At 66.3% G+C, this 26,467-nt stretch carries 26 protein-coding genes and 1 pseudogene; 15 read left to right on the forward strand and 12 right to left on the reverse strand.

Features of this window, described 5'->3' with window-relative positions; translation table 11 throughout:
• Positions 1-10: 10 nt before the first annotated feature.
• From dnaG to ABD729_RS10685, 3 genes and pseudogenes are all read right to left on the reverse strand, one after another.
• Positions 11-1,855 carry a DNA primase gene (gene dnaG / locus ABD729_RS10670; RefSeq protein WP_344710228.1) on the reverse strand — a complete coding sequence of 615 codons (1,845 nt, stop codon included), beginning with the start codon at positions 1,853-1,855 and terminating at the stop codon, positions 11-13.
• Positions 1,852-2,231, reverse strand: a pseudogene (locus ABD729_RS13865) (GIY-YIG nuclease family protein). The gene dnaG and the pseudogene ABD729_RS13865 overlap by 4 nt, the downstream one beginning before the upstream one ends.
• A 213-nt stretch (positions 2,232-2,444) precedes the next feature.
• Positions 2,445-2,897 carry a GatB/YqeY domain-containing protein gene (locus tag ABD729_RS10685; protein ID WP_344710231.1) on the reverse strand — a complete coding sequence of 151 codons (453 nt, stop codon included), beginning with the start codon at positions 2,895-2,897 and terminating at the stop codon, positions 2,445-2,447.
• Between the two features lie 110 nt (positions 2,898-3,007).
• Here ABD729_RS10685 and carA point away from each other — a divergent pair, with 110 nt between their 5' ends.
• From carA to ABD729_RS10710, 5 genes are all read left to right on the forward strand, one after another.
• The gene (gene carA / locus ABD729_RS10690; RefSeq protein WP_344710232.1) at positions 3,008-4,168 is read left to right on the forward strand and encodes a glutamine-hydrolyzing carbamoyl-phosphate synthase small subunit; all 1,161 of its coding nucleotides are present in this window, start codon (positions 3,008-3,010) and stop codon (positions 4,166-4,168) included.
• Between the two features lie 62 nt (positions 4,169-4,230).
• A complete protein-coding gene (locus tag ABD729_RS10695; protein WP_344710233.1) occupies positions 4,231-4,677 on the forward strand; it encodes a hypothetical protein in 447 nt (148 codons plus the stop codon).
• Positions 4,678-4,800: 123 nt separating this feature from the next.
• Positions 4,801-8,136 (forward strand): carbamoyl-phosphate synthase large subunit, encoded by a 3,336-nt coding sequence (gene carB, locus ABD729_RS10700; RefSeq protein WP_344710234.1) that lies wholly within the window; start codon positions 4,801-4,803, stop codon positions 8,134-8,136.
• 79 nt (positions 8,137-8,215) lie between these two features.
• Positions 8,216-8,689 (forward strand): transcription elongation factor GreA, encoded by a 474-nt coding sequence (gene greA, locus ABD729_RS10705; RefSeq protein ID WP_344710235.1) that lies wholly within the window; start codon positions 8,216-8,218, stop codon positions 8,687-8,689.
• Positions 8,690-8,743: 54 nt separating this feature from the next.
• On the forward strand, positions 8,744-9,373 hold the full coding sequence (locus ABD729_RS10710; RefSeq protein WP_344710236.1) for a rhomboid family intramembrane serine protease: 630 nt from the start codon (positions 8,744-8,746) through the stop codon (positions 9,371-9,373).
• Here the strand turns inward: ABD729_RS10710 and ABD729_RS10715 are convergent.
• The 6 genes from ABD729_RS10715 to ABD729_RS10740 all read right to left on the reverse strand — a co-directional run bounded on the left by ABD729_RS10715 (position 9,370) and on the right by ABD729_RS10740 (position 11,652).
• Positions 9,370-9,618, reverse strand: a complete 249-nt coding sequence (locus tag ABD729_RS10715) for a hypothetical protein (RefSeq protein WP_344710237.1) — start codon at positions 9,616-9,618, stop codon at positions 9,370-9,372. The genes ABD729_RS10710 and ABD729_RS10715 overlap by 4 nt on opposite strands.
• A gap of 8 nt (positions 9,619-9,626) precedes the next feature.
• Complete coding sequence (locus tag ABD729_RS10720; protein ID WP_344710238.1) at positions 9,627-9,839, reverse strand: DUF4170 domain-containing protein; 213 nt, start codon at positions 9,837-9,839, stop codon at positions 9,627-9,629.
• Positions 9,840-9,983: 144 nt separating this feature from the next.
• Positions 9,984-10,322 carry a hypothetical protein gene (locus ABD729_RS10725; RefSeq protein ID WP_344710239.1) on the reverse strand — a complete coding sequence of 113 codons (339 nt, stop codon included), beginning with the start codon at positions 10,320-10,322 and terminating at the stop codon, positions 9,984-9,986.
• A complete protein-coding gene (locus ABD729_RS10730; RefSeq protein ID WP_344710240.1) occupies positions 10,315-10,674 on the reverse strand; it encodes a DUF3618 domain-containing protein in 360 nt (119 codons plus the stop codon). The genes ABD729_RS10725 and ABD729_RS10730 overlap by 8 nt, the downstream gene beginning before the upstream one ends.
• Positions 10,671-11,024, reverse strand: a complete 354-nt coding sequence (locus tag ABD729_RS10735) for a phage holin family protein (RefSeq protein WP_344710241.1) — start codon at positions 11,022-11,024, stop codon at positions 10,671-10,673. Before ABD729_RS10735 ends, ABD729_RS10730 begins: the two co-directional genes overlap by 4 nt.
• Before the next feature lie 4 nt (positions 11,025-11,028).
• Complete coding sequence (locus ABD729_RS10740) at positions 11,029-11,652, reverse strand: hypothetical protein (RefSeq protein WP_344710242.1); 624 nt, start codon at positions 11,650-11,652, stop codon at positions 11,029-11,031.
• A gap of 160 nt (positions 11,653-11,812) precedes the next feature.
• On the opposite strand from ABD729_RS10740, the gene eno reads away from it, so the two are divergent.
• The 5 genes from eno (at position 11,813) to def (ending at position 16,945) form a co-directional block, all read left to right on the forward strand.
• Entirely contained in the window at positions 11,813-13,099 is a 1,287-nt protein-coding gene (gene eno, locus ABD729_RS10745) for a phosphopyruvate hydratase (RefSeq protein ID WP_344710243.1), read from the forward strand.
• A 163-nt stretch (positions 13,100-13,262) separates the two neighbouring features.
• Positions 13,263-13,583, forward strand: coding sequence for an FtsB family cell division protein (locus ABD729_RS10750; RefSeq protein WP_344710244.1), 321 nt, complete (start codon positions 13,263-13,265; stop codon positions 13,581-13,583).
• A 259-nt stretch (positions 13,584-13,842) separates the two neighbouring features.
• Positions 13,843-14,850 (forward strand): pyruvate dehydrogenase (acetyl-transferring) E1 component subunit alpha, encoded by a 1,008-nt coding sequence (gene pdhA, locus ABD729_RS10755; RefSeq protein WP_344711415.1) that lies wholly within the window; start codon positions 13,843-13,845, stop codon positions 14,848-14,850.
• Positions 14,850-16,274: a pyruvate dehydrogenase complex E1 component subunit beta gene (locus ABD729_RS10760; RefSeq protein ID WP_344710245.1), complete on the forward strand. Its 1,425-nt coding sequence runs from the start codon at positions 14,850-14,852 to the stop codon at positions 16,272-16,274. The genes pdhA and ABD729_RS10760 overlap by 1 nt, the downstream gene beginning before the upstream one ends.
• A gap of 134 nt (positions 16,275-16,408) precedes the next feature.
• A complete protein-coding gene (gene def / locus ABD729_RS10765) occupies positions 16,409-16,945 on the forward strand; it encodes a peptide deformylase (protein WP_344710246.1) in 537 nt (178 codons plus the stop codon).
• A 69-nt stretch (positions 16,946-17,014) separates the two neighbouring features.
• On the opposite strand, the gene purF is transcribed toward def, so the two are convergent.
• A complete protein-coding gene (purF, locus tag ABD729_RS10770; RefSeq protein WP_344710247.1) occupies positions 17,015-18,466 on the reverse strand; it encodes an amidophosphoribosyltransferase in 1,452 nt (483 codons plus the stop codon).
• A gap of 121 nt (positions 18,467-18,587) precedes the next feature.
• Between purF and ABD729_RS10775 the strand changes: the two genes are divergently transcribed.
• Together ABD729_RS10775 and ABD729_RS10780 are read left to right on the forward strand one after the other, a co-directional pair.
• Positions 18,588-19,097, forward strand: a complete 510-nt coding sequence (locus ABD729_RS10775; protein WP_344710248.1) for a hypothetical protein — start codon at positions 18,588-18,590, stop codon at positions 19,095-19,097.
• A gap of 70 nt (positions 19,098-19,167) precedes the next feature.
• Positions 19,168-20,964: an acyl-CoA dehydrogenase C-terminal domain-containing protein gene (locus tag ABD729_RS10780; RefSeq protein ID WP_344710249.1), complete on the forward strand. Its 1,797-nt coding sequence runs from the start codon at positions 19,168-19,170 to the stop codon at positions 20,962-20,964.
• Here the strand turns inward: ABD729_RS10780 and thpR are convergent.
• Entirely contained in the window at positions 20,961-21,491 is a 531-nt protein-coding gene (gene thpR / locus ABD729_RS10785) for an RNA 2',3'-cyclic phosphodiesterase (RefSeq protein ID WP_344710250.1), read from the reverse strand. The two genes, ABD729_RS10780 and thpR, sit on opposite strands and share 4 nt — an antisense overlap.
• A gap of 144 nt (positions 21,492-21,635) precedes the next feature.
• On the opposite strand from thpR, the gene ABD729_RS10790 reads away from it, so the two are divergent.
• From ABD729_RS10790 to ABD729_RS10800, 3 genes are all read left to right on the forward strand, one after another.
• Positions 21,636-23,780, forward strand: coding sequence for a M13 family metallopeptidase (locus tag ABD729_RS10790; protein WP_344710251.1), 2,145 nt, complete (start codon positions 21,636-21,638; stop codon positions 23,778-23,780).
• A gap of 205 nt (positions 23,781-23,985) precedes the next feature.
• The gene (locus ABD729_RS10795) at positions 23,986-24,717 is read left to right on the forward strand and encodes a Bax inhibitor-1/YccA family protein (RefSeq protein WP_344710252.1); all 732 of its coding nucleotides are present in this window, start codon (positions 23,986-23,988) and stop codon (positions 24,715-24,717) included.
• A gap of 150 nt (positions 24,718-24,867) precedes the next feature.
• Positions 24,868-25,533, forward strand: coding sequence for a hypothetical protein (locus ABD729_RS10800; protein WP_344711417.1), 666 nt, complete (start codon positions 24,868-24,870; stop codon positions 25,531-25,533).
• Between the two features lie 2 nt (positions 25,534-25,535).
• Here the strand turns inward: ABD729_RS10800 and ABD729_RS10805 are convergent, their stop codons facing one another.
• Positions 25,536-26,393 (reverse strand): dienelactone hydrolase family protein, encoded by an 858-nt coding sequence (locus ABD729_RS10805; protein ID WP_344710253.1) that lies wholly within the window; start codon positions 26,391-26,393, stop codon positions 25,536-25,538.
• Between the last annotated feature and the right edge of the window lie 74 nt (positions 26,394-26,467).

Consider the following 26,467-nt stretch of genomic DNA (forward strand, 5'->3'; position numbering starts at 1 on the left):
CAAGGGTCGCTTAGTCGCTGGCGCTGTAATCTGCCAGTCTCTTGGTTGTTTCCTGATTCGCAAGCAACAGTCGGTGTTGCTCGGAAATAGCTTCCGGGTCGTCCAGCAGCCGCGACGCCACCTCCGCCAGTCCCTGCGCAATCTCGTGACGAGCACCGAGCAGTTCGATCACTGCACGGAGGTCGGCCTGCGCCTGGACCGGGTCGGTATCCGAACGGTTGAAGGAGAAACCCTTGCCGAAACCCCCGAGCGCTCCTTCGAGCAGCCGGGCGATGTCGGCTTCGTCCAAGATGGGCGCGAGCGCCGCCGAATCAAGGGAGCCGCGGCGCAGCGCCTCGTCGAGTAGCCGGCGCTTGAGGCGCTCGGCGGCGGGATCGGCAAAGGGGAGGGCCGCGAGGATGCCGGCTTCCTCCACCACCAGGTCGGGAAAGCGGGCAAGCCCGGCGGCAAGCGCGCGGGCGGTGTGGGGGTCGACGCCCGACGCGCCGATCGCGCGCGCCTCGGCGCTGGCGGGAGGCTCGGGCGGAACGAAGCCGCGCCCGCGAACGAAGCTGCCCGGGCGCTGCTGCGGCGCGTTGGGCGAGAAGGCGGGACTTGTCCGGCGGGTGAGCGCCGAAAAGCGGTCCATCCACTCGTCGCGGTAAAGCTGTGACAGGCTGCGGTCGCCGATCGACGCGGCGTGGGCGAGAAGCCGCTGGCGCAGCCCCGCGCGCTGTTCGGGCGTGGCGAGCGGCCCCGAGTCGCGCTCGTGCCGCCACAGGCGATCGACCAGAGGTTCGGGCGCCTGCAGCAGGGCTTCGACCGCGTCTCGGCCCCCGGCGTTGACCAGGTCGTCGGGGTCCTGACCCTCGGGCAGGGCGATGAAGGACAAGGTTCGCTCGGCCCCGAGCAGGGGGAGAGCGCGGGTGGCGGCGCGGATCGCGGCCTTCTCGCCCGCCGCATCGCCGTCGAAACAAAGGATGGGCGAGGGGTCGAGCCGCCACAGCAATTCGAGCTGCCGTTCGGTCAGCGCGGTGCCGTTGGGAGCGACCACCTCGGTGATCCCGCCGCGGTCGAGGCCGATCACGTCCATATAGCCTTCGACCACGATCAGCCGTTTCGCGGCCCGCGACGCAGGTGACGCGCGGTCGAGGTTGTAGAGGGTAGAGCCCTTGTCGAAGAGCGGGGTCTCGGGACTGTTGAGATATTTCGGCTCGCCCGCCCCGAGGATCCGCCCGCCAAACCCGATCACCCGGCCCCGCGCGTCGCGAATCGGGATCATCAGCCGCCCGCGGAAGCGGTCGTAAGGTTCCTTCTCCTCGACCTGGATCAGGAGGCCGCATTCGATCAGCTTGGCGTCGGTGTGCTCGGCCAGCGCCTTGCGCAGCCCGTTGCGGCGGTCGGGCGCGAAGCCGATGCCGAACCGCTTGATCGCCGCCGCTCCGATCCCGCGCCGCTGGCAATAGGCGCGTGCCTCCGCGCCCTCGATCGAATCGAGCTGCTCGGCGAACCAGCCCTGCGCCGCCGCCATGACGTCATGCAGCGTCGCCTGCCGCTCGGCCCGCGCCCGGCTGCGCGGATCGGGGGCGGGGACCTCCATCCCGGCGGACGCCGCCAGTTCCTTCACCGCGTCCATGAAGGGCAGGCCGCGATTGTCGGTCAGGAAACGGATCGCATCGCCATGCGCGCCGCAGCCGAAGCAATGATAGAAATGCTTCTCGTCGTTGACGGTGAAGCTGGGGGTCTTCTCGTTGTGGAACGGGCAGCACGCCTTCCACTCGCGGCCAGCGCGGGTGAGTTTCACATGCGGCGCGATGACGCTGGACAGCGTCACGCGGGCGCGCAGTTCGTCGAGGAAGGCGGGGGAGAGGGTCATGTGGCGGCATGCCCTTCGACTTCGCTCAGGGCGAACGGACCTTTGGCGCCGGCTCCATCCTCGTTCGTGCTGAGCGAAGTCGAAGCACGCTCGCGCGGTGGTTTCGACAGGAGCTTGATCTCACTCCAGTCGCCCCTGATCAGCGCTTCCTTCTTGGCCCGCGTCCAGCCCTTGATGCGCCGTTCAAAGGCGAGTGCCTCATCACGGCTGCTCGTGGCTTCGGACCAGACCAATTCAACAGGCCTCCTCTTTCGCGTATGCCCTCATGCGTGCCGATCTGATGCTCGTGCAGGCGGCGCTCGAGATCGTCAGTGTGGCCCACGTAGAAAGAGCCATCGCGACAGCGCAGGAGGTAGACCCAAAAATGCAACTGCATCCGTAGGCGTTCGCGCCTGCGCCCTTCGACTTCGCTCAGGGCGAACGATGGTTTGTATGTGGGATCAGCGCAAGCGCCCTTCGACTACGCTCATGGCGAACGATGGTTCGTACGTGGGGTAAGCGCCCGCGCCTATGACTTCGCACAGGACGAACGATGACGATCGAGTTCAACCAGTCGCGTTCGTGCTGAGCGAAGCCGAAGTACGAAAGACTAAGCGAGCGCCCCCTTCACCAGTGCGCTCGCCCGTGCCGGTTCGATGCTGGTGCCGAGGCGCTCCTTCACCGCGGCCATGACGCGGCCCATGTCCTTCATCGAGGTGGCGCCGAGTTCGGACACGATCTCGCGGATCTTGGCGCCCGCGTCCTCGTCGCTCAGCTGGGCGGGGAGGAAGCGCTCGATGACGGCGATTTCGGACTCTTCCTGCGCGGCGAGTTCCTCGCGGTTGCCCTGGCGGTACATGGTGACCGATTCGCGGCGCTGCTTGATCATCTTCTGCAGCACTTCGGTGACCAAGGCATCGTCGTCGGCCGGCGCGGTACCGGTGCGAAGTTCGATGTCGCGGTTCTTGATGGCGCTCTGGATGAGGCGGAGGGTGGCGGTGCCGGCCTTGTCGCCGCCCTTCATGGCGGAAACGAGGGCGGTCTTGATGGTGTCGCGGATCATGGAGCGGGCAGTTAAATGCTGGCGCTCCGGTTGACCATCCCGCCATTTGCGCTTAGCGGCGGCGGCTTAGCGACATCGTTGCCAAACCCTGCAAAGGAGCCTTCTCCCCGATGGCCAATCCTGTGTCCACGTCTGCGCCACAAGGAGCGACCGGTGCGCTCGTCTTTGCCGATGGGCGCGTTGTGTGGGGACAGGGGTTCGGAGCCGAGGGCGCGGCGGTGGCGGAGCTGTGCTTCCACACCGCGATGACCGGCTACCAGGAGATCATGACCGATCCCTCGTTCAGCGGTCAGGCGATCTGCTTCACCTTTCCGCACATCGGCAATGTCGGCGCCAACGACGAGGACGTCGAGGCGGACGACCCCCATGCGGTCGGCGCGATCGTCCGCGAGCCGGTGACCAGCCCGTCCAACTTCCGCTCGAACATCGACTTCCCCGAGTGGATGAAGCGCAACGGCCGCATCGGCCTGGCCGGGGTCGACACCCGCGCGCTGACCAAGCTGGTGCGTCGCGAGGGGCCGCCGACGGTGGTGATCGCCCATGCCGCCAATGGCGAGTTCGACCTGCCCGCGCTGCAGAAGATGGCCGCCGACTGGCCCGGCCTTGAAGGCATGGACCTGGCAAAGGAAGTCTCCTGCGAACAGCTCAAGACCTGGTCGGGCGGCAAGTGGGAGATCGAGCTCGGCTATGCCGACAAGGGCCATGAAGCCGATCGGCCGCACGTGGTCGCGATCGACTATGGGTCCAAGCGCAACATCTTCCGCAACCTGGTCGAGGCCGGCGCGCGGGTGACGATCCTTCCGGCGACCGCCACTTTCGACGAGGTGATGGCGCACCAGCCCGACGGTTTCTTCCTGTCGAACGGCCCTGGCGATCCGGCAGCGACGGGGGAATATGCCATTCCGGTGATCAGGCAGATGCTGGACACCGGAAAGCCGCTGTTCGGCATCTGCCTCGGCCACCAATTGCTCGCGCTGGCGGTCGGCGGCCGGACCAGCAAGATGTTCCAGGGACATCGCGGCGCCAACCATCCGGTCAAAAGGCTGGCCGACGGGCAGGTCGAGATCACCAGCATGAACCACGGCTTCGCGGTCGAGCGCGAGGGCCTGCCGAACAATGTGCGCGAAACCCATGTGTCGCTGTTCGACGGGTCGAACTGCGGGATCGAGCTTGAGGATCGCCCGGCGTTCAGCGTGCAATATCACCCCGAAGCAAGCCCCGGCCCGCAGGACAGCTTCTACTTGTTCCAGCGTTTCGTGGGCATGTTATGACACTGGCGTCTGCGGGCGGCGTGCGCTCGCGGGCTGACGGCTTTGGCAGGAAGGAGATCGGCATGTCTCGACTGGCAATATTGAAGATGGCGGCGCTGATCGGCGCTGCGGCGCTGAGCGGTCCCGCGGGTGCCGCCGACAAGCAGCGCTGGCAGATGCCCGAGGGGCAGGTCCGTTACGCCCCGATCTGTCCCAGCTACGCAGCCCCTGTGCTGGGCGAGGTGCCGAAGGGTGGTCTGGTCCCGGTGTTCCTCTTTTCGATCAAGGGCGCTTCACCCGAGCAGGAGGCGCAGCTTCGCGGTGCGCTTGCCAGCAACAGCATGATCGTCGCGCCGGGGACCACCCGTATCGCCGGCACCCGCATCCTGTTCGCCGCGGGCGACGGCCGGGTGCGCGAGCAGAAGACGGCGGACGCGGTGTTCAAGGCGATGTGCCGGTCCGAAACGCCGAACATCCGCCTGGTCCATGCGCGCTACAATCTGCCTTCCGACGTCAATCGCATGAACTGACCCGAGCCTCAGCATCGAGCCCGCGCCAGCCGCGGATCGGTGGAGGAGTATCAAGGGGCGGCGATCCGATGAGGGTCTCCCGCCCCGCTGCTTGCACGAACGACTTTAGCGCTAGGAAATTGAATGCCCCGCCGCACCGACATCTCCTCCATCCTCATCATCGGCGCCGGCCCGATCGTCATCGGCCAGGCGGCGGAGTTCGATTATTCGGGCAGCCAGGCGGTCAAGGCGCTGAAGGCCGAGGGCTATCGCGTCATCGTGGTCAATTCGAACCCGGCCACGATCATGACCGATCCGGAGCTGTGCGACGCGACTTATATCGAGCCGATCACGCCCGAGGTGGTCGCCAAGATCATCGAGGCCGAAAAGCCCGACGCGCTGCTTCCGACCATGGGCGGGCAGACCGCGCTCAACACCGCGCTGGCGCTGTTCAAGGACGGGACGCTCGACCGCCTCGGGGTCGAACTGATCGGTGCAAATGCCGAAGCCATTGAAAAGGCCGAGGACCGCCAGAAGTTCCGCGATGCGATGGACCGTATCGGGCTCGAAAGCCCCAAGTCGGCGATCGTCCACACGCTCGAGGAAGCGCTCGCGGCGCTCGACACGATCGGGCTTCCGGTCGTCATCCGGCCCAGCTTCACGCTCGGCGGGACCGGCGGCGGGATCGCCTACAACCGCGACGAATATATGCACTTCGTCCGCACCGGCCTCGAAGCCTCGCCGACGACCGAAGTGCTGATCGACGAAAGCCTCGTCGGCTGGAAGGAATATGAGATGGAGGTGGTCCGCGACCGTGCGGACAATGCCATCATCATCTGCTCGATCGAGAATGTCGACCCGATGGGGGTCCATACCGGCGACTCGATCACCGTCGCCCCGGCGCTGACGCTGACCGACAAGGAATATCAGCGGATGCGCTCGGCTTCGATCGCCGTGCTGCGCGAAATCGGTGTCGAAACAGGCGGTTCCAATGTCCAGTTCGCAGTCGATCCCAAGACCGGCCGGATGATCGTGATCGAGATGAACCCGCGCGTGTCGCGGTCCTCGGCGCTGGCGTCCAAGGCGACCGGCTTCCCGATCGCCAAGGTCGCGGCCAAGCTGGCGGTCGGCTACACGCTGGACGAGATCGCCAACGACATCACCGGCGGCGCGACCCCGGCGTCGTTCGAGCCCACCATCGACTATGTCGTGACCAAGATCCCGCGCTTCACCTTCGAGAAGTTCGCCGGCTCCCCGGTCGAGCTGTCGACCGCGATGAAGTCGGTCGGCGAAGTGATGGCGATCGGGCGGAGCTTTGCCGAGAGCCTGCAAAAGGCCCTGCGCGGGCTGGAGATCGGGCTGTGCGGGCTCGATCGCGTCCGCCATCTCGAGACGGCGAGCATAGAAGAAGTCGAGGCAGCGCTGGCGGTTTCCACCCCCGACCGCCTGCTGGTCGCCGCCGAGGCGCTGCGGCACGGCCTGACGGTCAAGCGGATCCACCAGATCGCCGGCTTCGACCCCTGGTTCCTCGAGCGGTTGGCCGAGATCGTGCGCGCCGAAGGGCAGGTGCGCGCCTTTGGCTTGCCCAACGATGCGGCGGGCATGCGCCGGCTGAAATCCATGGGTTTCAGCGATTCGCGGCTGGCGCAGCTCAGCCTCCGCTCGACCGGGATGAAGCGCGGCATGAGCGAGCTCCAGGCGGGCGGCGGCGGGATCGTCCACGAAGCGATGCGCGCGATGACCGGCGGCGTTACCGAGGCCGAAGTGCGTTCGCACCGGCTGAAGCTGGGCGTCCGCCCGGTCTACAAGCGGATCGACAGTTGCGCGGCCGAGTTCGACGCCTCCACCCCCTATCTCTATTCGACCTACGAAGCCCCCCTGTTCGGTGAGCCCGAGGACGAAGCCGAGATCAGTGACCGGACCAAGGTCGTGATCCTCGGCGGCGGGCCGAACCGGATCGGGCAGGGGATCGAGTTCGATTATTGCTGCTGCCACGCCGCCTTCGCGCTGCGCGATGCGGGGTTCGAGACCATCATGGTCAACTGCAATCCGGAGACCGTCTCGACGGACCCGGACACGTCGGACCGACTGTATTTCGAGCCTTTGAGCCACGAAGACGTGCTGGAGATCCTTACCCGCGAGGCCGAAAAGGGCGTCCTCAAGGGCGTGATCGTGCAGCTGGGCGGACAGACCCCGCTCAAGCTTGCCGAAGGGCTGCAGCGCGCCGGCATTCCCATCCTCGGCACCTCGCCCGATTCGATCGACCTTGCCGAAGACCGCGAGCGGTTCGCGGCGCTGGTCGCACGGCTTGGGCTGAAGCAGCCGGAAAACGGCATCGCCCGAAGCCGCGAGGAAGCCCTCAAGGTCGCCGAGCGGATCGGTTATCCCGTGCTTCTGCGGCCCTCCTACGTGCTTGGCGGGCGGGCGATGGAGATCGTCGACGGGCCGACCCAGCTTGAACATTATATCGCCACCGCGGTGCAGGTGTCGGGGGACAGCCCGGTGCTGGTCGACCGCTATCTGCGCGACGCGACCGAGGTCGACGTCGATGCCATCTGCGACGGCGAGAAGGTGGTCGTCGCCGGGGTCCTCGAACATATCGAGGAAGCCGGCGTGCACTCGGGCGACAGCGCCTGCTCCATCCCGCCGCACAGCCTGCCGCCCGCCATCATCGCCGAGATCGAGCGGCAGACCGAGGCGCTTGCGCTGGCGCTTCAGGTGCGCGGCCTGATGAACGTCCAATATGCGGTGAAGGACGGCGATCTTTACCTGATCGAGGTCAATCCACGCGCCAGCCGCACCGTGCCCTTCACCGCCAAGGCGATAGGCACCCCCGTCGCCAAGATCGCCGCGCGGGTAATGGCGGGCGAGAGCCTGGCCAACCTGCCGGTGATCGACCGCGCCATCCGCCACGTCGCGGTCAAGGAAAGCGTATTCCCGTTCGCCCGCTTCCCCGGCACCGACCCCGTGCTCGGACCGGAAATGAAGAGCACCGGCGAAGTCATGGGAATCGCGGACGATTTCGAAATGGCCTTCGCCAAGAGCCAGATCGGCGCGGGGACTGTCATGCCGGCCGGCGGCACCCTGTTCGTGTCGGTCAAGGACAGCGACAAGGACGGGATCGTGCCCGCGGTCGAAGCGATGCTCGAGCTTGGCTTCGAGGTCATCGCCACCGGCGGCACGCACGATCATCTCGCCGCGCGGGGGCTGCCGGTGACCCGGGTCAACAAGGTCGCGCAGGGGCGGCCCCACATCGTCGACCGTATCGTCGATGGCGGGGTGCAGATCGTCTTCAACACGACCGAGGGCTGGCAGAGCCTGAAGGACAGCCAGTCGATCCGCGCCACTGCGCTCAATCGCAAGGTGCCCTACGTCACCACGGTGGCCGCGGCGCAGGCGATGGCGCGGGCAATCCGGGCCAGCCAGGGCCGGTCGCTTGAAGTCCGCTCCTTGCAGACCTATTATTCCGCCCGCGTATAAACCTCTCCCCATCGTTCCGGACCGACCCGGCCCGCGTCATGCGGGGGAGGCAGACTTTTGAAAAAGGACAGGGGCATTCATGGCGAGTGAGAAGGTGCCGATGCTGGCCGAAGGCTATCGGCTGCTCGAAGACGAACTGAAGCGCCTGAAGACCGAACGGCCCGAAGTGGTCGAGGCGATCGAGGAGGCGCGCGCCCACGGCGATCTCAGCGAAAACGCCGAATATCATGCCGCCAAGGAGCGGCAGGGCCAGATCGAGGCTTATATCGCCGACATCGAAGACCGGCTGGCGCGCGCGCTGGTGATCGACCCCACGACCCTGTCGGGCGACAAGGTCGTGTTCGGCGCCACCGTCAACCTCGTCGACGAGGACGACAAACCGGTGCGCTACCAGCTGGTCGGCCAGCAGGAAGCCGACGCCAAGGTCGGCCGCATCAGCTACAACAGCCCGCTCGGCCGCGCGCTCATCGGCCGCCAGGTCGGCGACGAAGTCGAGGTCGCGACTCCCAGCGGCGACCGTTATTACGAAATCGCGGGAATCGAATTTGTCTGATCGCCGCCGCGGGCCAAGGCTTGTTCCACCGCTCGCGCTGACGATATCGGCCTGATGGCGAACATCACCCGCACCGCGACCTTCTGGATTGCGGTCCTGACCGTGCTGGTAAGCATCTTCACCGGCCTCGGCTCGCTTGGCGTGCATGCCCCGCTGTCGCTCGGCTTCGTACCCGCGCGGGTGAGCGGGCTCGCTTTTCCGTTCGAAGCGGTGCCGGTGTTCCTGACCCCGCTGACCGCGACCCTGGTCCATGGCGGGGTGGCCCACCTCGGCTTCAACCTCCTGATGCTGCTGTGGTGCGGAGTCGCGGTCGAGCGCGTACTCGGGCGCGGCGGCGTGATCTTCCTCTACGTGGTGAGCGCCTATGTCGCGATGGCCGCGCAATGGGCGACCGATCCGAACGGCATCGGCCCGGTGATCGGCGCCAGCGGAGCGATCAGCGGCCTGATCGGCGCCTATGCGCTGAGCTTCGGCCGCCCGCGGCTGGTCAGCAAGAACATGAAGCTGAACCGCTGGATCCACATCGTCTGGCTGGCCGCTGCGTGGACCGTCTTGCAGGTCGTGGTCGGCTGGTCGGCGGGGCAGCAGGGGATGCTGCTGGCGACCCCGGCGCATGTCGGCGGGTTCCTCGCGGGCCTGATGCTCCAGCGCCCGCTTTTGCTGTGGCGGTACCGGAAGGCTTAACGCGAGGGCCGGCCCGTCCGATAGGCAATGGCCGAAATAGTCAGAATCCCGATGAGATTGGGGACAAACCCGAGAAGGATGCGGACGAAAAGGTTCACTCCTTCGGTCGCGCGCATCACAGCGAAGAACGCCGCGATTGTCAGCAGGATACCGCCCAGAAGCACGGCCCAGCCCTGCCAGCTGGCCGGCATGGCGCGAAAGCGGCCCGGCTCCTTCCTGTAGATGAACCAGGGCTCACCCGGCATGAGAGGGCCTATGCCTCGGGCTCCAGCAGCCGGTGCAGGTGCACCACCACATATTTCATCTCGGCGTCATCCACGGTGCGCTGGGCATTGGCGCGCCACGCTTCCTCGGCGTCGGCATAATTGTCGAACAGGCCGACCACGTGGATGTTCTTGAGATCGCTGAAGTTCAGGCCCTGGGGGTCGGCGACCTTGCCGCCGAAAACGAGGTGGAGCTTGCTCATGGGCGGGCGCCTAGCATGAGCGGCGGGCACAAAAAACCCTCCCGGTTGCCGGAGGGACCGGCCCGCGCGAGGGTGAGCGAGGCGGGCCTGCCGATCGCAGGCCCACCTCCACCTGTCCCCCCGCCAGACGGGGGTCAGCGCCTGTCAGGCGTCGGCGGTGCCCGTCGAGCTTGCGCCGAGGAATTCGCGCAGCTTGTCGCCGGCCATTTCGTCGAACTTCTGCTTGGCCATGCCGCGGCCGCGATCGAGCGCGCCGGTGCCGGCTTCGCTCAATTTGCGGCCATAAGGCCCGAGCAGCTCGCGCTCCTTGTCGCTGCCCGGAAGCACGGCGCCGAGCACCGCGCCCAGCGCAAGGCCTGCGCCAAGCGCGATGAGCGGCGAGCTGTCGATCTGGCTCGACGCGGTCGTGCCGAGGCCCGAAAGGCGTCCGCCGGCTGCAGTGCCGGTGTCGAGATCGTTCTGGTAGGTGTCGTTCTTAGCCATTGATCTTCTCCATGGCGCCGGCCTTGCGGCGGGGCGCTTCATCGTCATCTTCCGGCCCCGCATCCGGGCTGCTGAACAACCCGCGGACGGCCGCGAACAGGGGTTTGCGGGCAATGTAGAGTGCGGCCGCGGTAGCGATTCCGGCGGTCAGGCCGGGTCGCTCCTTGACCGCGGCGACCGCTTCGTCGGCCACCACGATGGTCTTGTCCTTGGCCGACTGCACCGCGTTCGAGGCGAGCCTGCCTGGCGCGAGCTTGGCCTTCACTTCCTCGATGGTCGCGATCAGCCGCGCCCTGGCCTGGTCGGCGTCACCGCGGGCACGGGCGATCCGAACATGCGACGGTCCGCTCATTTCGCATCCTCCAGGCCCTTGGTCGCCTTGGCATAGGCGAGGTAGCCGAGGCCCCCCGCCGCCGCGAGGCAGATCACCAGGGTCACCACCCCGGCCAGCGCATCGCTCATCAGCGAGGCGAGACCGACGAAGATGGTGGCGATCAGCACCAGGAAGGCGGCATGGGCGAACAGGATCGCCAGCAGGCCGAGAATGACCGGCGCCTTCAGGGCGTTGGCCTTTTCGGTGCCAATCGCCTTGAGGTAGCCGACCTCCGCCCGGGCATAGGCCTTGGCGTCCTCGACCAGCCGGTGGACGAGGTCGCCAATTCCTTCGGGTTCGCCCTTCACGGTCTCGGTCCGCTTCAGCATCGGATCACCGGGTGGTGCTGGCTCGGTTGCCCTGACGGTTACCGGTTCCATTGCTGTCTTCCTCCGGCAGGCCGGCCTTGATCAGCCGAATGAGGCCGAAACCGAGGATCGCCGCGCCGGTGATCGCCACCGCCGGGCTCTTGCGGATCAGGCTGCGCGCATCGTCCACCAGCTCGTCGGGATCCTTGTTCTCGAGCGTGCTGGCATAGCGCTGGATCGTCTGGCTCGCGGAGCGGGCATAGTCGCCATATTGCGGCCCGAGGCGCTCGCCGATCTGCTCGACGGTGTCCTCGATGATCCCGGCGATGCTGCCAAGGGTGTTGGAGCTGCTTTTCAGCCCTTCGCCGACGAACCCGCGGGCGCGGCCGAGCGCTTCGTCCTTGGCCTTGCCGGTGACGGTGCCCACCATGCCGCGGATCCCGCCGCTGCTGCCGGTCTCGCTGTCGCTGTCGCCCGTGTCGCGGGTGATCAGCGCATCGGTCTGGGTGTCGCTGCTGGTGGCCGAGGTGCGGCCGCCGGTCGCGCTCGTCGTGCCTGCGCCGGCGATGCCGGTCGTGCTGCGGCCGTTGCCGCCGGTGTCGATCACCGTGTCGGTGCCTTCGGGCAGCTTGTTCGTGGTGTCGGCCATTAGCCTTTCTCCTTCGTGACGCTGGAAAACTTGGGTCTGGGCCGATAACGAGCCGCTACCGCCGCCGTTCCGGCCTTCGACGTTCAGGAGGAACATGGGACTCCCGTTCGACGTCCGCAACGGCTGCGTAACGAAATAGCATGACGGAGTGCATCACCCAATGACCGCCATCCTCGACATCCACGCCCGCACCATTCTCGACAGCCGGGGCAATCCGACGGTGGAAGTGGACGTCACGCTGGAGGATGGCAGCATGGGCCGCGCCGCGGTGCCGTCCGGCGCTTCGACCGGGGCGCATGAAGCGGTCGAGCTGCGCGACGGCGACAAGGGCCGGTGGGGTGGCAAGGGCGTGTCGAAGGCGGTCGATGCGGTGAACGGCGAGATCGCCGAGGAAATGCTCGGCTTCGAGGCCGAGGACCAGGCCGAGATCGACGCCGCGCTGATCGCGCTCGACGGGACCGAGAACAAGAGCCGGCTGGGCGCCAACGCCATTCTCGGCGTCAGCCTCGCCGCGGCGCGCGCAGCGGCTGATGCGCGGGGCCTGCCGCTCTATCGCTACGTCGGCGGGGTCGCGGCCGACACGTTGCCGGTGCCGATGATGAACATCCTGAACGGCGGCGCCCATGCCGATAATCCGATCGACTTCCAGGAATTCATGGTGATGCCGGTCGGCGCGCCGAGCTTCGCCGAAGCGCTGCGCTGCGGGGCGGAGATCTTTCACGCGCTGAAGGGCAAGCTGCACGCGGCGGGCCTTTCGACGGCAGTCGGCGACGAGGGCGGGTTCGCGCCCAACATCGCCTCGGCCCGCGCCGCGCTCGATTTCATCGGCGAGGCGGTCAACGCCGCCGGCTACACGCTCGGCGACGATGTGCTGCTGGCGCTCGACTGCGCCGCGACGGAATATTTCAAGGACGGGAAGTACGCCATGGAAGGCGAGGGGCTGAGCCTTTCGCCCGAGGATAACGCGCGCTTCCTCGCCGACCTTGTCCGCGACTATCCGATCGCCTCGATCGAGGACGGCATGGGCGAGGACGACCAGGCCGGCTGGAAGGCGCTGACCGAATTGCTCGGCGACCGGTGCCAGCTGGTCGGCGACGACCTGTTCGTCACAAATTCGGCGCGGCTGGCCGAGGGCATCCGGGACGGCATCGCCAATTCGATCCTGGTCAAGGTCAACCAGATCGGAACGCTGTCGGAAACCATCGCCGCGGTGCGGTTGGCGCAGACCAGCGGCTATACGGCGGTGATGAGCCACCGGTCGGGCGAGACCGAGGATTCGACCATCGCCGACCTCGCCGTCGCGCTCTCCTGCGGGCAGATCAAGACCGGCAGCCTGGCCCGCAGCGACCGCACCGCCAAGTACAACCAGCTGCTGCGGATCGAGGAGGAGCTCGGCGATGTCGCGCGCTACCCCGGCCGCGCCGCGCTCAAGGCCTATCGCCGCTAACCGCCTGCAGCACCCGTCATTGCGAGCGAAGCGAGGCAATCCAGCGACACTGCGCCATGGATTGCGTCGCCGTCGGCTCGCAATGACAAGGTAATCGCATTATTTGTTACATTACCGCCACGAACCCCTTGCGCTCATGACTCACATCTGATTCTGTCTCCCCATGGGACGGGGAGCAGTGAGCCAGGCGCAAGGCCTGATCCGCAGGGCGATGTGGCCCGCGGTATCGCTGCTCATCATCGGCACTTTTGCAGGCCATGCGGTGGCCGGGCCCAACGGCCTGCTCGCCTGGGGCGGCTATCATCGCGACCTGTCGTCGAAGAAGCAGGAGCTGGTGAAGCTCGAGGCCGAGCGGCAGGCGCTGAAGCATCGCTCCGCGCTGCTCGATCCGCGCAAGGCCGATCCCGACATGGCCGACGAACTGGTCCGCAAGGATCTCGGCCTCGTCCGCCCCGACGAAGTGATCGTCACCCTGGAAGACTGATTTCCACGTCATTGCGAGCGAAGCGAAGCATTCAATGCCGCATCGCTTGTAGGTGGATTGCTTCGCTGCGCTCGCCATGACGAAATGAGCAGGCCGCCCGCATACGTAATCGCTCGCGCGCGAAGGTTGCCCTAGCCTGCGGCACGCTCCTATAGAGCGCCCATTCAGCAAGACGAGGTAACCAGTGGCGCGTACGCCCAAGGCCGCGGCTTCGGCCGTTCCCCTGATTTCGAATAGCGACACCGAAGCGTCCCCGCTTCTGGCCAACAGGGAGCGTCCGCCGCAGCCGCAGCGCTACCAGGCGAGCAAGGAAGAATTGCTCGGTTTCTACAAGCAGATGCTGCTGATTCGCCGCTTCGAGGAGCGCGCCGGCCAGCTTTATGGCCTCGGCTTCATCGGCGGGTTCTGCCACCTCTATATCGGCCAGGAAGCGGTCGCCGTCGGCCTTCAGTCGGCGATGACCGTCGGCCGCGACAGCGTCATCACCGGCTACCGCGACCATGGCCACATGCTGGCCTACGGAATCGACCCCAAGGTCATCATGGCCGAGCTGACCGGCCGCGCCGCCGGCATCTCCCGCGGCAAGGGCGGTTCGATGCACATGTTCTCGGTCGAACATGGCTTCTACGGCGGGCACGGCATCGTCGGCGCGCAGGTGTCGCTCGGCACCGGGCTGGCGCTCAAGCACAAGTATAGCGAAGATGGCGGGGTCAACCTCGCTTACTTCGGCGACGGCGCGGCGAACCAGGGCCAGGTCTATGAAAGCTTCAACATGGCGAAGCTGTGGGACCTGCCGGTGATCTACGCGATCGAGAACAACCATTATGCGATGGGCACCAGCGTCGAGCGTTCGGCGTCCGAGCCCGATTTCTACAAGCGCGGCGAAAGCTTCCAGATCCCCGGACTGCAGGTCGACGGGATGGACGTGCTGGCGGTTCGCGGTGCGGCCGAAGTCGCGCTCGAATGGACCCGCTCGGGCAAGGGCCCGATCATCCTCGAACTCAAGACCTACCGCTATCGCGGCCACTCGATGAGCGATCCCGCCAAGTACCGCACCCGCGAGGAAGTGCAGAGCTACCGCGAGAACCAGGATCCGATCCAGCGCGCCGAAAAGGAGCTGGTCGCGCTGGGTGTCGCCGAGGAAGACCTCAAGGCGATCGACAAGGAGATCAAGGACATCGTGGTCGAAGCTGCCAAATATGCTGAAGAGGCTCCCGAGCCCGAGGCGGCCGAACTGTTCACCGACGTGCTGGTGGAGCGCTACTGATGGGCGTTGAACTGAAGATGCCGGCGCTATCCCCGACCATGGAGGAGGGCACGCTCGCCAAGTGGCTCGTCAAGGAAGGCGACCAGGTCAACGCCGGCGACATCCTCGCCGAGATCGAGACCGACAAGGCGACCATGGAATTCGAAGCCGTCGACGAGGGCATCATTTCCAAGATCCTGGTGCCCGAAGGCACCGACGGGGTGAAGGTCGGCACCGCGATCGCGCTGATGGGCGGCGATTCAGCCGAAGAAGTCGTGCTCTCGCAGGCCGGAACCTCTGGCGGCGAAAGCGATCCGGCGACCGAGGCCCCGGCCCCCGCCGGGGCGACGACGCCTTCCGATCAGGCGGCCGAAGCCGAAGCGCCCAAGAAGGCCGAGACGGGCACCACCCAACTGGTCAAGCCGCAGGCGGTCGACCCCGAAGTGCCCGCCGGCACTGCCATGCAGAAGCTGACGCTGCGCGAAGCGCTGCGCGATGCGATGGCCGAGGAAATGCGCCGCGACGAGCGCGTGTTCGTGATGGGCGAGGAAGTCGCGCAATATCAGGGCGCGTACAAGGTGACCCAGGGCCTGCTCGACGAGTTCGGCGCCAAGCGCGTCATCGACACCCCGATCACCGAATATGGCTTTGCCGGGCTTGGCACCGGTGCGGCGATGGGCGGCCTCAAGCCCGTGATCGAGTTCATGACCTTCAACTTCGCCATGCAGGCGATCGACCACATCATCAATTCGGCGGCCAAGACCAACTACATGTCGGGCGGCCAGATGCGCTGCCCGATCGTGTTCCGCGGTCCCAACGGCGCCGCCAGCCGGGTCGGTGCGCAGCACAGCCAGAATTACGGACCGTGGTACGCCAGCGTGCCGGGCCTGATCGTGATTGCGCCGTACGACGCCGCGGATGCCAAGGGCCTGCTCAAGGCCGCGATCCGCAGCGAGGATCCCGTGGTCTTCCTTGAGAACGAGCTGCTCTACGGCCAGACTTTCGAGCTTCCGGCGGTCGATGATTGGGTGCTGCCGATCGGCAAGGCCCGCACCATGCGCGAGGGCAAGGACGTCACCATCGTCAGCTATTCGATCGGTGTCGGGGTCGCGCTCGATGCGGCGAATACGCTGGCGGGCGAGGGGATCGACGCCGAGGTCATCGACCTGCGCACCCTGCGCCCGCTCGACAAGCAGGCGGTGCTGACCAGCCTTGCCAAGACCAACCGCGTGGTGGTCGTCGAGGAGGGCTGGCCGACCTGTTCGATCGCCAGCGAAATCATCTCCATCTGCATGGAGGAGGGCTTCGACGACCTCGATGCGCCGGTCCTTCGCGTGTGCAACGCCGACGTCCCGCTGCCCTATGCGGCCAATCTCGAGAAGATGGCACTGATCAAGGCCGCGGACGTGGTCGAGGCGGTGAAGAAGGTGACCTACCGCGGCTAAGCGCAAGCGCGCTTCGACTTCGCTCGGCACGAACGGGAGTTTTCGCGACTTCTCGTTAGCCCTGAGCGAAGTCGAAGGGCGGTAAGGTAAGCGCTGGCTTTCGCCGACGCACAAACCGCACTATCTGGCCCCGCATGGCCATCCTCCCCATCGTCTGCATTCCCGATCCGATCCTGCGCGAGACCTCGACTCCGGTCGAAACCTTTGACGCGGAATTGAAGACTCTCATCGCCGACATGTTCGAGACGATGTACGACGCCCCTGGCATTGGCCTTGCCGCGGTGCAGGTCGGCGTGCCCAAGCGCCTGCTGGTGATCGACCTTCAGGAAGAGGAGGATGCCGACGGCAAGCCGGTCAAGGACCCGCGCGTCTTCATCAATCCCGAGGTGCTGGAAGAGAGCGACACCTTCGTTCCCTACAAGGAAGGCTGCCTGTCGATCCCCGACCAATATGCCGACGTGCTCCGCCCGGATCGCATCCGCGCCAAGTGGCAGGACGCCGAAGGCGGCTGGCACGAGGAGAAGATCGAAGGCCTGCTCGCGGTCTGCCTCCAGCACGAGATCGACCATCTGAACGGTGTGCTGTTCATCGACCACCTCTCGCGCCTGAAGCGCGAGATGCTGCTCAAGAAGCTCGCCAAGGGCCGCAAGGACGGCACCATCGCGATGTAACGGCGCTGCCCGGTTTCGTTGGTCCTGAGCGAAGTCGAAGGACCTTGGCGCGACGTCCTTCGTATTCGATCAGCCGACCGCGGCCAGCTTCAGCCCGCTTTCCTCGCTCTTCTTCTCGGTCAGGTCCGTCAGCCGCGTCGGGTAGTCGCCCGTGAAACAGGCATCGCAGCGCTGCGGCATCTCGGCGCTGCGCTGGTCGCCGAGCGCGCGGTACAGGCCGTCGATCGAGATAAACGCCAGGCTATCGGCGTTGATGTACTTGGCCATCGCCGCGACATCCATCTGCGCGGCGAGCAGCTTGGCCCGCTCGGGCGTGTCGACGCCGTAAAAGCAGCTGTGCCGGGTCGGCGGCGAGGCGATCCGCATGTGGACTTCTCGGGCGCCTGCATCACGCATCATCTGCACGATCTTGAGGCTGGTGGTCCCGCGCACGATCGAATCGTCGATCAGGACCACGCGCTTGCCCTTGATCAGCGCGCTGTTGGCATTGTGCTTGAGCTTGACGCCGAGGTGGCGGACTTCCTGGCTCGGCTGGATGAAGGTCCGCCCGACATAGTGCGAGCGGATGATCCCGAGTTCGAACGGAATGCCGCTCGCCTGCGCATAGCCGATCGCCGCGGGCACGCCGCTGTCGGGAACGGGGACGACGATGTCGGCTTCGATCCCTGCCTCCTCGGCCAGCACTGCCCCGATGTTCTTGCGCGATTCGTAGACCGAGATGCCGTCCACCACGCTGTCGGGGCGCGAGAAATAGACATGTTCGAAGATGCACGGCCGCGGGTTCAGGGCCGCGAACGGGCGGAAGCTGCGGATCCCGTCATTGTTGACGATGATCATCTCGCCCGCCGCGACATCGCGTTCGTAGCGCGCGCCGATCACGTCGAGCGCGACCGTCTCGCTGGCGAACACCACCGTATCGCCGATCCGGCCCATCACCAGCGGGCGAATGCCGAGGGGATCGCGGCAGGCGATCAGCCCCTGCTCGGTCAGCATGAGGAGGGCGTAGGCGCCCTCGACCTGGTTCAGCGCATCGACGATCCGGTCGAGCATCTGGGTCTCGCTCGAGGTCGCGACGAGGTGGATGATCACCTCGGTATCGGAGGTCGACTGGAAGATCGAACCGCGCCGGTTGAGCGTGCGGCGAAGCTTCATCGCGTTCGAGATATTGCCGTTGTGCGCGACCGCGAACCCGCCCTCGGCGAGCTCGGCGAACAGCGGCTGGACATTGCGCATCGCCGACGAACCGGTGGTCGAATAGCGCACGTGGCCGATCGACGTCCGGCCGGGGAGGGCGCGGATCACCTCATCCTTGTCGAAATTGCCGGCGACATGCCCCTGCGCGCGGTGGGTGTGAAAGCCCGCGCCGTCCATCGAGCTGATCCCGGCCGCTTCCTGCCCGCGATGCTGGAGGGCATGGAGGCCAAGCGCGACGAAGCTGGCGGCATTATCGGCATTCCAGACGCCGAACACGCCGCACTCCTCGCGCAGCTTGTCGTCGTCGAAAGGATTGGTGGTCAGCATGGGTCCGCCCGGCTCCTTTGGGATGGCGGGCATATAGGGCGGCCTCATCGCTTTGTCGCCCTTGCTGTTGGGATCGGCGGCGCTTGAACAATAGGATTGCGGCTGGCACCGTCGGCGCCGCATGTCCCAGCGCTTCTCCCCCGACCAATCCGGCACGTCGTCCTGGCGGGGGACGAAGTGGACAAAGTGTAATCCAAGGCAGATTCTCTTTTCCGCAGCGGCGACGCTGCTGCTCGCCTCCTGCAGCAACAGCGCCGAGCAGGCGGCTGACCCGCCGGCGGCGGCCGCGGACCAGGCCGCAGATGCCGTGGCCGGCAACTGGGCAGCTGGGCGCGACCGCCTGTGCCTTGCGAACGGGCGCGGCGGGCTGATCACCTACGCCGCGCAGGGCGGTTCCAATTGCATGATCCGGGGCAGCGCGGTCCGCAGTCAGGGCGGTTTCCAGCTAAAACCCGACGGGGAAGAGGCCTGCACGATCGACATCAGGACCGACAAGAGTGCCGTGGTGCTCGGTCAATCAAACGCCGCATGTGCTTATTACTGCGGGCCAAATGCCAGCTTTGCAGACAGAAGGATGGAGCCCACATCGCTTCCTCCGGCAACGGACCTGGCAGGCGACCCGCTTTGCTGACATTCTTGTTGATAGGGTCGGCCTAGCCACCTAGAGCTTGGACACGCTGCTTCTTCGGAGACGACTAGAGATGCCCGTCTACAACGCCCCCGTCCGCGATACCCGCTACGTCCTCGACCACATCGTCGAGATGCAGAATTACGGCAATCTGCCGGGCTTCGCCGATGCCACTCCGGACCTCATCGAAGCGATCCTGACCGAAGGCGCGCGCTTCACGCAGGAAGTCCTGCTCCCGCTCAATCGCATCGGCGACGAGGAAGGCTGCACTCGCCACGAGGACGGATCGGTGACCACGCCGAAGGGCTTCAAGGACGCCTACAAGCAATTCTGCGAGCTTGGCTTCACCAGCCTGTCGGCGCCGGCCGAATTCGGCGGGCAGGGCCTGCCGCACGTGCTGGCAACCGCGCTCAGCGAATATGTCCTGTCTTCGAACCAGAGCTTCGAGATGTACCATGGCCTGACCGCCGGCGCGATCGCGTCGCTGCTGGTCAAGGGCAGCCCCGAACAGCAGCAGATGTATGTGCCCAAGATGGTGTCGGGCGAATGGACCGGCACCATGAACCTGACCGAGCCGCATTGCGGCACCGACCTTGGCCTCCTCAAGACCAAGGCCGAACCCCAGGCCGACGGCAGCTACAAGATCTCCGGCACCAAGATTTTCATCTCGTCCGGCGAACACGACATGAGCGAGAACATCATCCACCTGGTGCTCGCCAAGATCACCGGCGCGCCGGACAATGTGAAGGGCATCAGCCTGTTCGTGGTGCCCAAGTTCCTCGTCAACGAGGACGGCACCCCGGGCGACCGCAACAGCCTCGCCTGCGGCTCGATCGAGCACAAGATGGGCATCCACGGCAATTCGACCTGCGTCATGAACTACGACGGGGCGACCGGCTGGCTGGTCGGTGAGCCGGAGAAGGGTCTCGCCGCCATGTTCATCATGATGAATGCGGCGCGCCTCGGCGTCGGGCTGCAGGGCCTCGCGCAGGGCGAGATCGCCTATCAGAACGCGGTCGCTTATGCGAAGGATCGCCGCCAGGGCAAGGCGATCAACCCCGCCATGCGTGATCCCAATGCTAAGGCCGACAATCTGTTCGTCCACCCCGACGTCCGCCGCATGCTGCTGGAGGCAAAGGCCTTCAACGAGGCGGCCCGCGCGCTCATCCTGTGGGGCAGCCTGCAGGTCGACCTCAGCCGCAAGGGCGCGACCGAGGAAGAGCGCCAGAAGGCCGACGACCTCATCAGCCTGCTGACCCCGGTCATCAAGGGCTATCTCACCGACAAGGGCTTCGAGGCCACGGTGAACATGCAGCAGGTGTTCGGCGGCCACGGCTACATCCGCGAATGGGGGATGGAGCAGTTCGTCCGCGACGCCCGCATCGCCCAGATCTACGAGGGCACCAACGGCATCCAGGCGATGGACCTGGTCGGCCGCAAGCTGGCGCAGAACGGCGGCCGCGCGGTCCGGCTGATGTTCGAAACCATCGGTGCCGACATCGCCGAGGCGCGCAAGAACGGTGACCCGGCGGGCGTCGCCGATCCGCTCGAAAAGGCGCTCGGCCATCTCCAGGCCTCGACCATGTGGCTGGCGCAGAATGGGATGCAGGATCCCAACCACGCCGGTGCTGGCGCGGTGCCGTACATGCACCTCATGGGTCTCGTGACGCTCGGCTGGATGTGGCTCAAGATGGCCGACGTCTCGGCCCGGCTCGAGAATGATCCGAACGAGGACGCAAGCTTCCACCAGACCAAGCTCGCCACCGCCCGTTTCTACGCCCAGCGCGAACTGCCCAAGGCGAGCGCCTATCGCGGCCAGATCGAAGCTGGCGGCGACTCGCTGATGGCGCTGGCCGAAGAAGCTTTCTAACCCGCTCCGAAGGTCGCCACGGGCTCGTGATGGGCGCCGTGGCGGCCGAGCTGGCTTTCGAACAGGGTGAATGTCCGCACGGTCCACGCCGCGGACGCAAGCGAGCCGTGCCGCGTCAGCCACGGTTGCAGTTCGGGCGCAGGCCCGCTCCACCGCGCCAGCGTCACGTGCGGCACGAACGCCCGCCCTTCAGCCGGCAGTCCCGCCATGACGACCGCCCGCTCGATCCGCGCCGCAAGCGCGGCGACCGGCGCTCGCGGCTCGACCCCGGCCCACAAGGCTCCCGCCCGCCGATGGTGGAAATGACCAACCCCCTGCAGCCGCAGCTCGAACGGCGCGAGGTGAAGCGAGGAAAGCGCGGCCGCGACGTCCTCCGCCGCAGCGCCGTCCACCTCACCGATGAACCGCAAGGTCAGGTGCAGGTGGTCGACCGCGCTCCACCGCAGCCGCTCGGGCCCGTCCATCAGGTCGAGGAGCGGCTCGGCAATGTCGTCCGGCACGGGCAGGGCAACGAACAGGCGGTGCATCGCCTGCGCAACCTACAGCGCCTGCCGACGGGTTCCACCGGCGGCCGGTCGTTTGCCGAAGCGGCGAGGCCGTTCGCCGTTCGCCCGTGGTAAAGGATCACCGCTTCGCCAGCATCCATCTGCTTTATAAACCGGGGGTAATTCATGACCATTCGCAGCTTGTTCCTGGCCTCGGCGGCGTTGCTCGTCGCCGTGCCGCCTGCCGCCGCTCAGACCGCTCCAGCCGCGCCAGCCGCACCGGCCGCAGCGCCCGATCTCAGCACCCCCGCCGCGATGACCTTCCCCGACTGGGGCATCGACCTCAACTGGATCGATCGCTCGGTGAAGCCGGGCGACAATTTCGATGCCTACGTCAACGGCAAGTGGAAAGCCGCGACGCCGATCCCGGCGAAATATCCCTATTACGGCGTCAGCCAGAACCTCAAGATCGTCTCTGACGCGGCGGTCCGCCAGGTCGTCAATGAGGCGATCGCCGCCAAGGCGCAGCCGGGCACCGTCGAGCAGAAGGTCGCCGACTATTATCTGAGCTTCCTCGACCGGCCCGGTATCGACCAGGCCGGCCTTGCCCCCGCCAAGCCCTATCTCGACAAGATCCGCGGCGCGGCGACCCTTTCCGACCTGATGCTGATGATGGCCGACGTCGAATATGCCGGCGCGGTCGGCGCGGGCGTCACCATCGATCGCGATGATCCGACCCGCTACATGGCTGCCTTCAGCATGGGCGGGATGGGCCTTCCGTCGCGCGACAATTACCTGGTCGACAACCCCCGCAACATCGCGCTGCGCGCCAAATATCTCGAATTCATGGCCGCCATGCTCGACAAGGCCGGCTATTCCGACGGCAAGGCCCGGGCCGAGAAGATCTACGCCTTCGAAAAGGGCATCGCGGTCAACGAGTGGGACCCGGCGGTCGCGCGCAATCCAGCGCTCAGCAACAACTACATGACCCGCGCGCAGATCCAGGCGCTTGCCCCCGACCTTCCCGTCAGCGCGATGATCGACCGTGCCGGACTGGCCGGGGTAGACCGGTTCCTGGTCCCGCGGATCAAGCCCAGTGCAGCCCTGCTCGACGAGCAGAAGGTCCCGGCCGAATTGCGCGCCAAGATCGGCGACGGGCTCCCGGCCCAGTTCAAGCTGCTGCAGGACACGCCCATCGACATTCTGAAGGACTGGATGACGGTTCGCTTCCTCGGCGCGAACGCCTCCATCCTTCCGAAAGAGTTCGACGACGCGGCCTTTGCTTTTGCAAGCACGCTCAGCGGCACCAAGGCGCAGCCGCCGCGGCATGAGCGCGCCCTCAATTCGGTCAACGGGACGCTGGGCGAGGCAATCGGCCGCATCTATGTCGACCGCAACTTCCCGGCGTCCAGCAAGGCTTCGATGGTTGAACTGGTCGACAATCTTCGCAAGGCAATGGCGACCAACATCGCCGAGGTCAGCTGGATGTCTCCCGCCACGAAGGAGGCCGCCAAGGCCAAGCTCGACGCGCTCAACGTGAAGATCGGCTATCCCTCGAAGTTCGAAACCTATGAAGGCATGGACATCCAGCCGGGCCGGGCGCTCGAGAACCGGCTGAGCGCGCTTCGCTGGGCACGCGCGGACTCGCTGAAGAAATTTCCCAAACCGGTCGACCGCGAACTGTGGCTGATGACCCCGCAGACGGTGAACGCCTATTACGCGCCGCCGCTGAACGAGATCGTCTTCCCGGCCGCCTACCTCCAGGCGCCCAATTTCAGCCCCAAGGCCGACCCGGCGGTCAATTATGCGGCGATCGGCTCGACGATCGGCCACGAAATCGGCCACGGCTTCGACGACCAGGGGTCGCGCTATGACGGCAAGGGCCGCCTGCGCGACTGGTGGACCGCCGAGGACAAGGCCAAGTTCACCGAATTGGGGACGCGGCTTGCCGATCAATATTCGAAGAATTGCCCGCTCGACGACGGCAAGACTTGCATCAACGGGCGGCTGACGCTGGGCGAGAATATCGGCGATCTGTCGGGCCTCGACATCGCCTATCGCGCCTACAAATTGTCGCTCGGCGGCAAGCCCGCGCCGGTGATCGAAGGGCTGACCGGCGACCAGCGCTTCTTCATCGCTTATGCGCAGAAATATCGGAACAAGTGGTCCGAGCAGCTGCAGCGGGTGGTGATGGAAAGCGATCCGCACGCCCCGGATCCGGCCCGCGTCAACGAAGTGCTGCGCAACTTCGACCCCTGGTACAAGGCGTTCAACGTCAAGCCGACCGACGCGCTCTACAAGGCGCCCAAGGACCGCATCAAGATCTGGTAGGTCGCTACAGACAAATGGAGGGCCGCGGTTCCACGAACGGGACCGCGGCCTTTCGTTTGTCTTGGCGAACGCTTGCCGGGCGAAGGCTATTCGCGCGGGGGCCGCTCGTTTCCCCTGTCGAAACGCCTTGAAACCTATGGCATGCTCGACGATATAAGATCACGTGGACGGGCCACCTCGGCCCGCCGACGATGGAGCCTCTAGAATGTCGAACTGGTCTGACCCGCGCACCACGACTGCCTTTGACCCGGCGGTCTCGGTCGGCGTTCCGCGCGCCGCTCGCGATGCGGGCCTGCGGTCCTACATGTTGAGCGTTTACAATTACATGGCTTCGGGCGTGCTGCTGACCGGCATCGTCGCCCTGCTGTTCGCCTCGAGCGGCCTTGCCGAACAGGTGCTGACGACCCCGCTGCGCTGGGTGATCATGCTCGCCCCGCTCGGTTTCGTCATGGCGATGAGCTTCGGCCTCAATCGCATGTCCACCGGCACCCTGCAGCTGCTCTACTGGGCATTTGCGGTGGCGATGGGCCTGTCGATGAGCTCGATCTTCCTCGTCTACACCGGCACCAGCATTGCCCAGACCTTCTTCGCGGTCTCGGCGGCTTTCGCCGGCCTCAGCCTCTGGGGCTACACCACCAAGAAGGATCTGTCGGGCTTCGGCACCTTCCTGATCATGGGCGTGGTCGGCATCTTCGTCGCGATGCTCATCAACCTGTTCCTGCAGTCGAGCGCGCTGCAGCTTGCGATCAGCGCCATCGGCGTCCTGCTGTTCGCCGGCCTGACCGCTTACGACACGCAGAAGATCAAGAGCATGTACGCCTATGTCGCCGGCACCGACATGATGGGCAAGGTCGTGATCATGGGGGCGCTGAACCTCTATCTCGACTTCATCAACATGTTCACCTTCCTGCTGCAGTTCCTCGGCGACCGCCGCTAAGCTTCGGCAGACACGAACCAGAAAGGGCTCGGCGGGCGACCGCCGGGCCCTTTCTCGTTGCCGGGGGTTGGTGGCGAGCCGACAGGACCGGCACGGAGGTGAACATTGCGCGGACTGGATTTCAGTAGCTGGCAGGGCCTGTTGTCGACTGTGCTCGGGCTGGTCCTGATCACCCTCCTCGGCGTCGGCATCCGGCTTCTCCTCATGATGACGCTCCAGCAGCGCCGTGAGCGGGAGAACCGCCAGATCAATGAGCGCCTCCGGACGTTGATCGCGGCTTATCGCAGCCTCGGCGGGTCGTTCACCGGCGACCTTTCGGTCGATCCCACCCATCTTCGCGACCTCGTGCCGAGGGACCAGGACGCTGCAACGCCGGCCAGCGGAGGATCCGACCGGACGCGCCGGATGCGCGACGCGGTGGAAGCCGCGCTCTCCGACATCATCCTGCTCGGGACCGACGACCAAGTCCGGCTGGCCGCCAGTGCCGCGGCCGAACTTGCCGACAAGCGCCCGGTGCATACCGCCGAACTGGTGGTTTCGCTGCGGGATTTCATTCGCCAGGCGCTCGGGCTCGCGCCGATCCCGAGCGACGTCAAGATCCCGCGGCAGGGCCCGACGCGCCCGTCGTCAGGGGGTGGCGGGCGCGAGCGTGGCGGGGACCGGGACGCCGGCCGTGGCGGCGGCGGTGGCGGCGGCGGTATGGGCGGAATGGCCGCCGGCATGGGCATGGGCGGGGTCGGCCTCGGCGTCGGCCACAGCCTGTCCAGCGACGACCCTGCGGCGACCGATGACCCGGGCGCGTCAGCCCGGCCCTGATCTCAGCCGAGGTTGCGTTTGAAGAAGGCGAGGGTACGCTGCCAGCTCAGCTCGGCCGCGGCCTTGTTGTAGCGTTCGGCCGACGTGTCGTTGTGGAAGGCATGGTTCACCCCATCGTAGAGATGGAAGGTGACCTTCCTGCCCGCCGCACGCAGCGCCTCGACCCATGGAAAGGCGGTCTGGTTCACGCGGGTATCGAGGCCTGCACAGTGGATCAGCAGCGGTGCCTGGACCCGCGTCGCCTGGCTCGGCGAGGGTGCGGTTCCGTAATAGACCACCCCGGCATCTAGGTCCGAGCCCGCGTCCACCGCCAGCCGGTTCACATAGGCGCCGCCCCAGCAGAAGCCGACCGCACCGACCTTGCCGCCGCGGCTGCCTTTTGCCAGCTCGCGCGCCATTGCGACCCCCGCGGCGGAGGCCTGAGCGAGGTCGAGCTTGCCGATCAGCTCGCGCGCCTTGTCCTCGTCCGCTGGAGTGCCGCCAAGTGGGGTCAGGAAATCAGGCGCGACCGCGCGATAGCCGGCGACCGCAAGGCGGCGCGCGACGTCGCGGATGTGGGCGTTGAGGCCGCGGTTCTCGTGCACCACGATGACCGTCGGCTTGAGACTGCGGCTGCGCGGTTCGGCAACATAGGCGCGGGTCCCGGCGACCACCTGCTCGCGGGTGGTGAGGCGGCGGTCGTCCTCGGGGACGATGGCGGCGGCCGCAGGTGAGGCGCTGATGCTTCCGACCAGTGCCTCGGCGGCGGCGAGGCTTCCGGTCAGGGCGACCATCCGCGCCATGAACTCGCGCCGCGGCAGCCCTTCGTGGGTGAAGCGGTCGTACAGGTCGATGGCTTGCTGGCGAAGGTCAGGGGTCATTCGGCATCCTCTCCAGGGATCAGTCAAAGCTCACACGATCGTAACGCCGATCGGGCGAGGCGCGACCCCGGCTC

Source organism: Sphingomonas humi, assembly GCF_039536725.1.
GTDB classification, from domain to species: domain Bacteria; phylum Pseudomonadota; class Alphaproteobacteria; order Sphingomonadales; family Sphingomonadaceae; genus Sphingomicrobium; species Sphingomicrobium humi.

Bases quoted from the DNA above. Each gene is read 5' to 3' on its own strand.
- dnaG (WP_344710228.1), bottom strand. From the start codon at position 1,855: ATGACCCTCTCCCCCGCCTTCCTCGACGAACTGCGCGCCCGCGTGACG.
- ABD729_RS10685 (WP_344710231.1), bottom strand. From the start codon at position 2,897: ATGATCCGCGACACCATCAAGACCGCCCTCGTTTCCGCCATGAAGGGC.
- carA (WP_344710232.1), top strand. From the start codon at position 3,008: ATGGCCAATCCTGTGTCCACGTCTGCGCCACAAGGAGCGACCGGTGCG.
- ABD729_RS10695 (WP_344710233.1), top strand. From the start codon at position 4,231: ATGTCTCGACTGGCAATATTGAAGATGGCGGCGCTGATCGGCGCTGCG.
- carB (WP_344710234.1), top strand. From the start codon at position 4,801: ATGCCCCGCCGCACCGACATCTCCTCCATCCTCATCATCGGCGCCGGC.
- greA (WP_344710235.1), top strand. From the start codon at position 8,216: ATGGCGAGTGAGAAGGTGCCGATGCTGGCCGAAGGCTATCGGCTGCTC.
- ABD729_RS10710 (WP_344710236.1), top strand. From the start codon at position 8,744: ATGGCGAACATCACCCGCACCGCGACCTTCTGGATTGCGGTCCTGACC.
- ABD729_RS10715 (WP_344710237.1), bottom strand. From the start codon at position 9,618: ATGCCGGGTGAGCCCTGGTTCATCTACAGGAAGGAGCCGGGCCGCTTT.
- ABD729_RS10720 (WP_344710238.1), bottom strand. From the start codon at position 9,839: ATGAGCAAGCTCCACCTCGTTTTCGGCGGCAAGGTCGCCGACCCCCAG.
- ABD729_RS10725 (WP_344710239.1), bottom strand. From the start codon at position 10,322: ATGGCTAAGAACGACACCTACCAGAACGATCTCGACACCGGCACTGCA.
- ABD729_RS10730 (WP_344710240.1), bottom strand. From the start codon at position 10,674: ATGAGCGGACCGTCGCATGTTCGGATCGCCCGTGCCCGCGGTGACGCC.
- ABD729_RS10735 (WP_344710241.1), bottom strand. From the start codon at position 11,024: ATGCTGAAGCGGACCGAGACCGTGAAGGGCGAACCCGAAGGAATTGGC.
- ABD729_RS10740 (WP_344710242.1), bottom strand. From the start codon at position 11,652: ATGGCCGACACCACGAACAAGCTGCCCGAAGGCACCGACACGGTGATC.
- eno (WP_344710243.1), top strand. From the start codon at position 11,813: ATGACCGCCATCCTCGACATCCACGCCCGCACCATTCTCGACAGCCGG.
- ABD729_RS10750 (WP_344710244.1), top strand. From the start codon at position 13,263: ATGGGACGGGGAGCAGTGAGCCAGGCGCAAGGCCTGATCCGCAGGGCG.
- ABD729_RS10760 (WP_344710245.1), top strand. From the start codon at position 14,850: ATGGGCGTTGAACTGAAGATGCCGGCGCTATCCCCGACCATGGAGGAG.
- def (WP_344710246.1), top strand. From the start codon at position 16,409: ATGGCCATCCTCCCCATCGTCTGCATTCCCGATCCGATCCTGCGCGAG.
- purF (WP_344710247.1), bottom strand. From the start codon at position 18,466: ATGCTGACCACCAATCCTTTCGACGACGACAAGCTGCGCGAGGAGTGC.
- ABD729_RS10775 (WP_344710248.1), top strand. From the start codon at position 18,588: ATGTCCCAGCGCTTCTCCCCCGACCAATCCGGCACGTCGTCCTGGCGG.
- ABD729_RS10780 (WP_344710249.1), top strand. From the start codon at position 19,168: ATGCCCGTCTACAACGCCCCCGTCCGCGATACCCGCTACGTCCTCGAC.
- thpR (WP_344710250.1), bottom strand. From the start codon at position 21,491: ATGCACCGCCTGTTCGTTGCCCTGCCCGTGCCGGACGACATTGCCGAG.
- ABD729_RS10790 (WP_344710251.1), top strand. From the start codon at position 21,636: ATGACCATTCGCAGCTTGTTCCTGGCCTCGGCGGCGTTGCTCGTCGCC.
- ABD729_RS10795 (WP_344710252.1), top strand. From the start codon at position 23,986: ATGTCGAACTGGTCTGACCCGCGCACCACGACTGCCTTTGACCCGGCG.
- ABD729_RS10805 (WP_344710253.1), bottom strand. From the start codon at position 26,393: ATGACCCCTGACCTTCGCCAGCAAGCCATCGACCTGTACGACCGCTTC.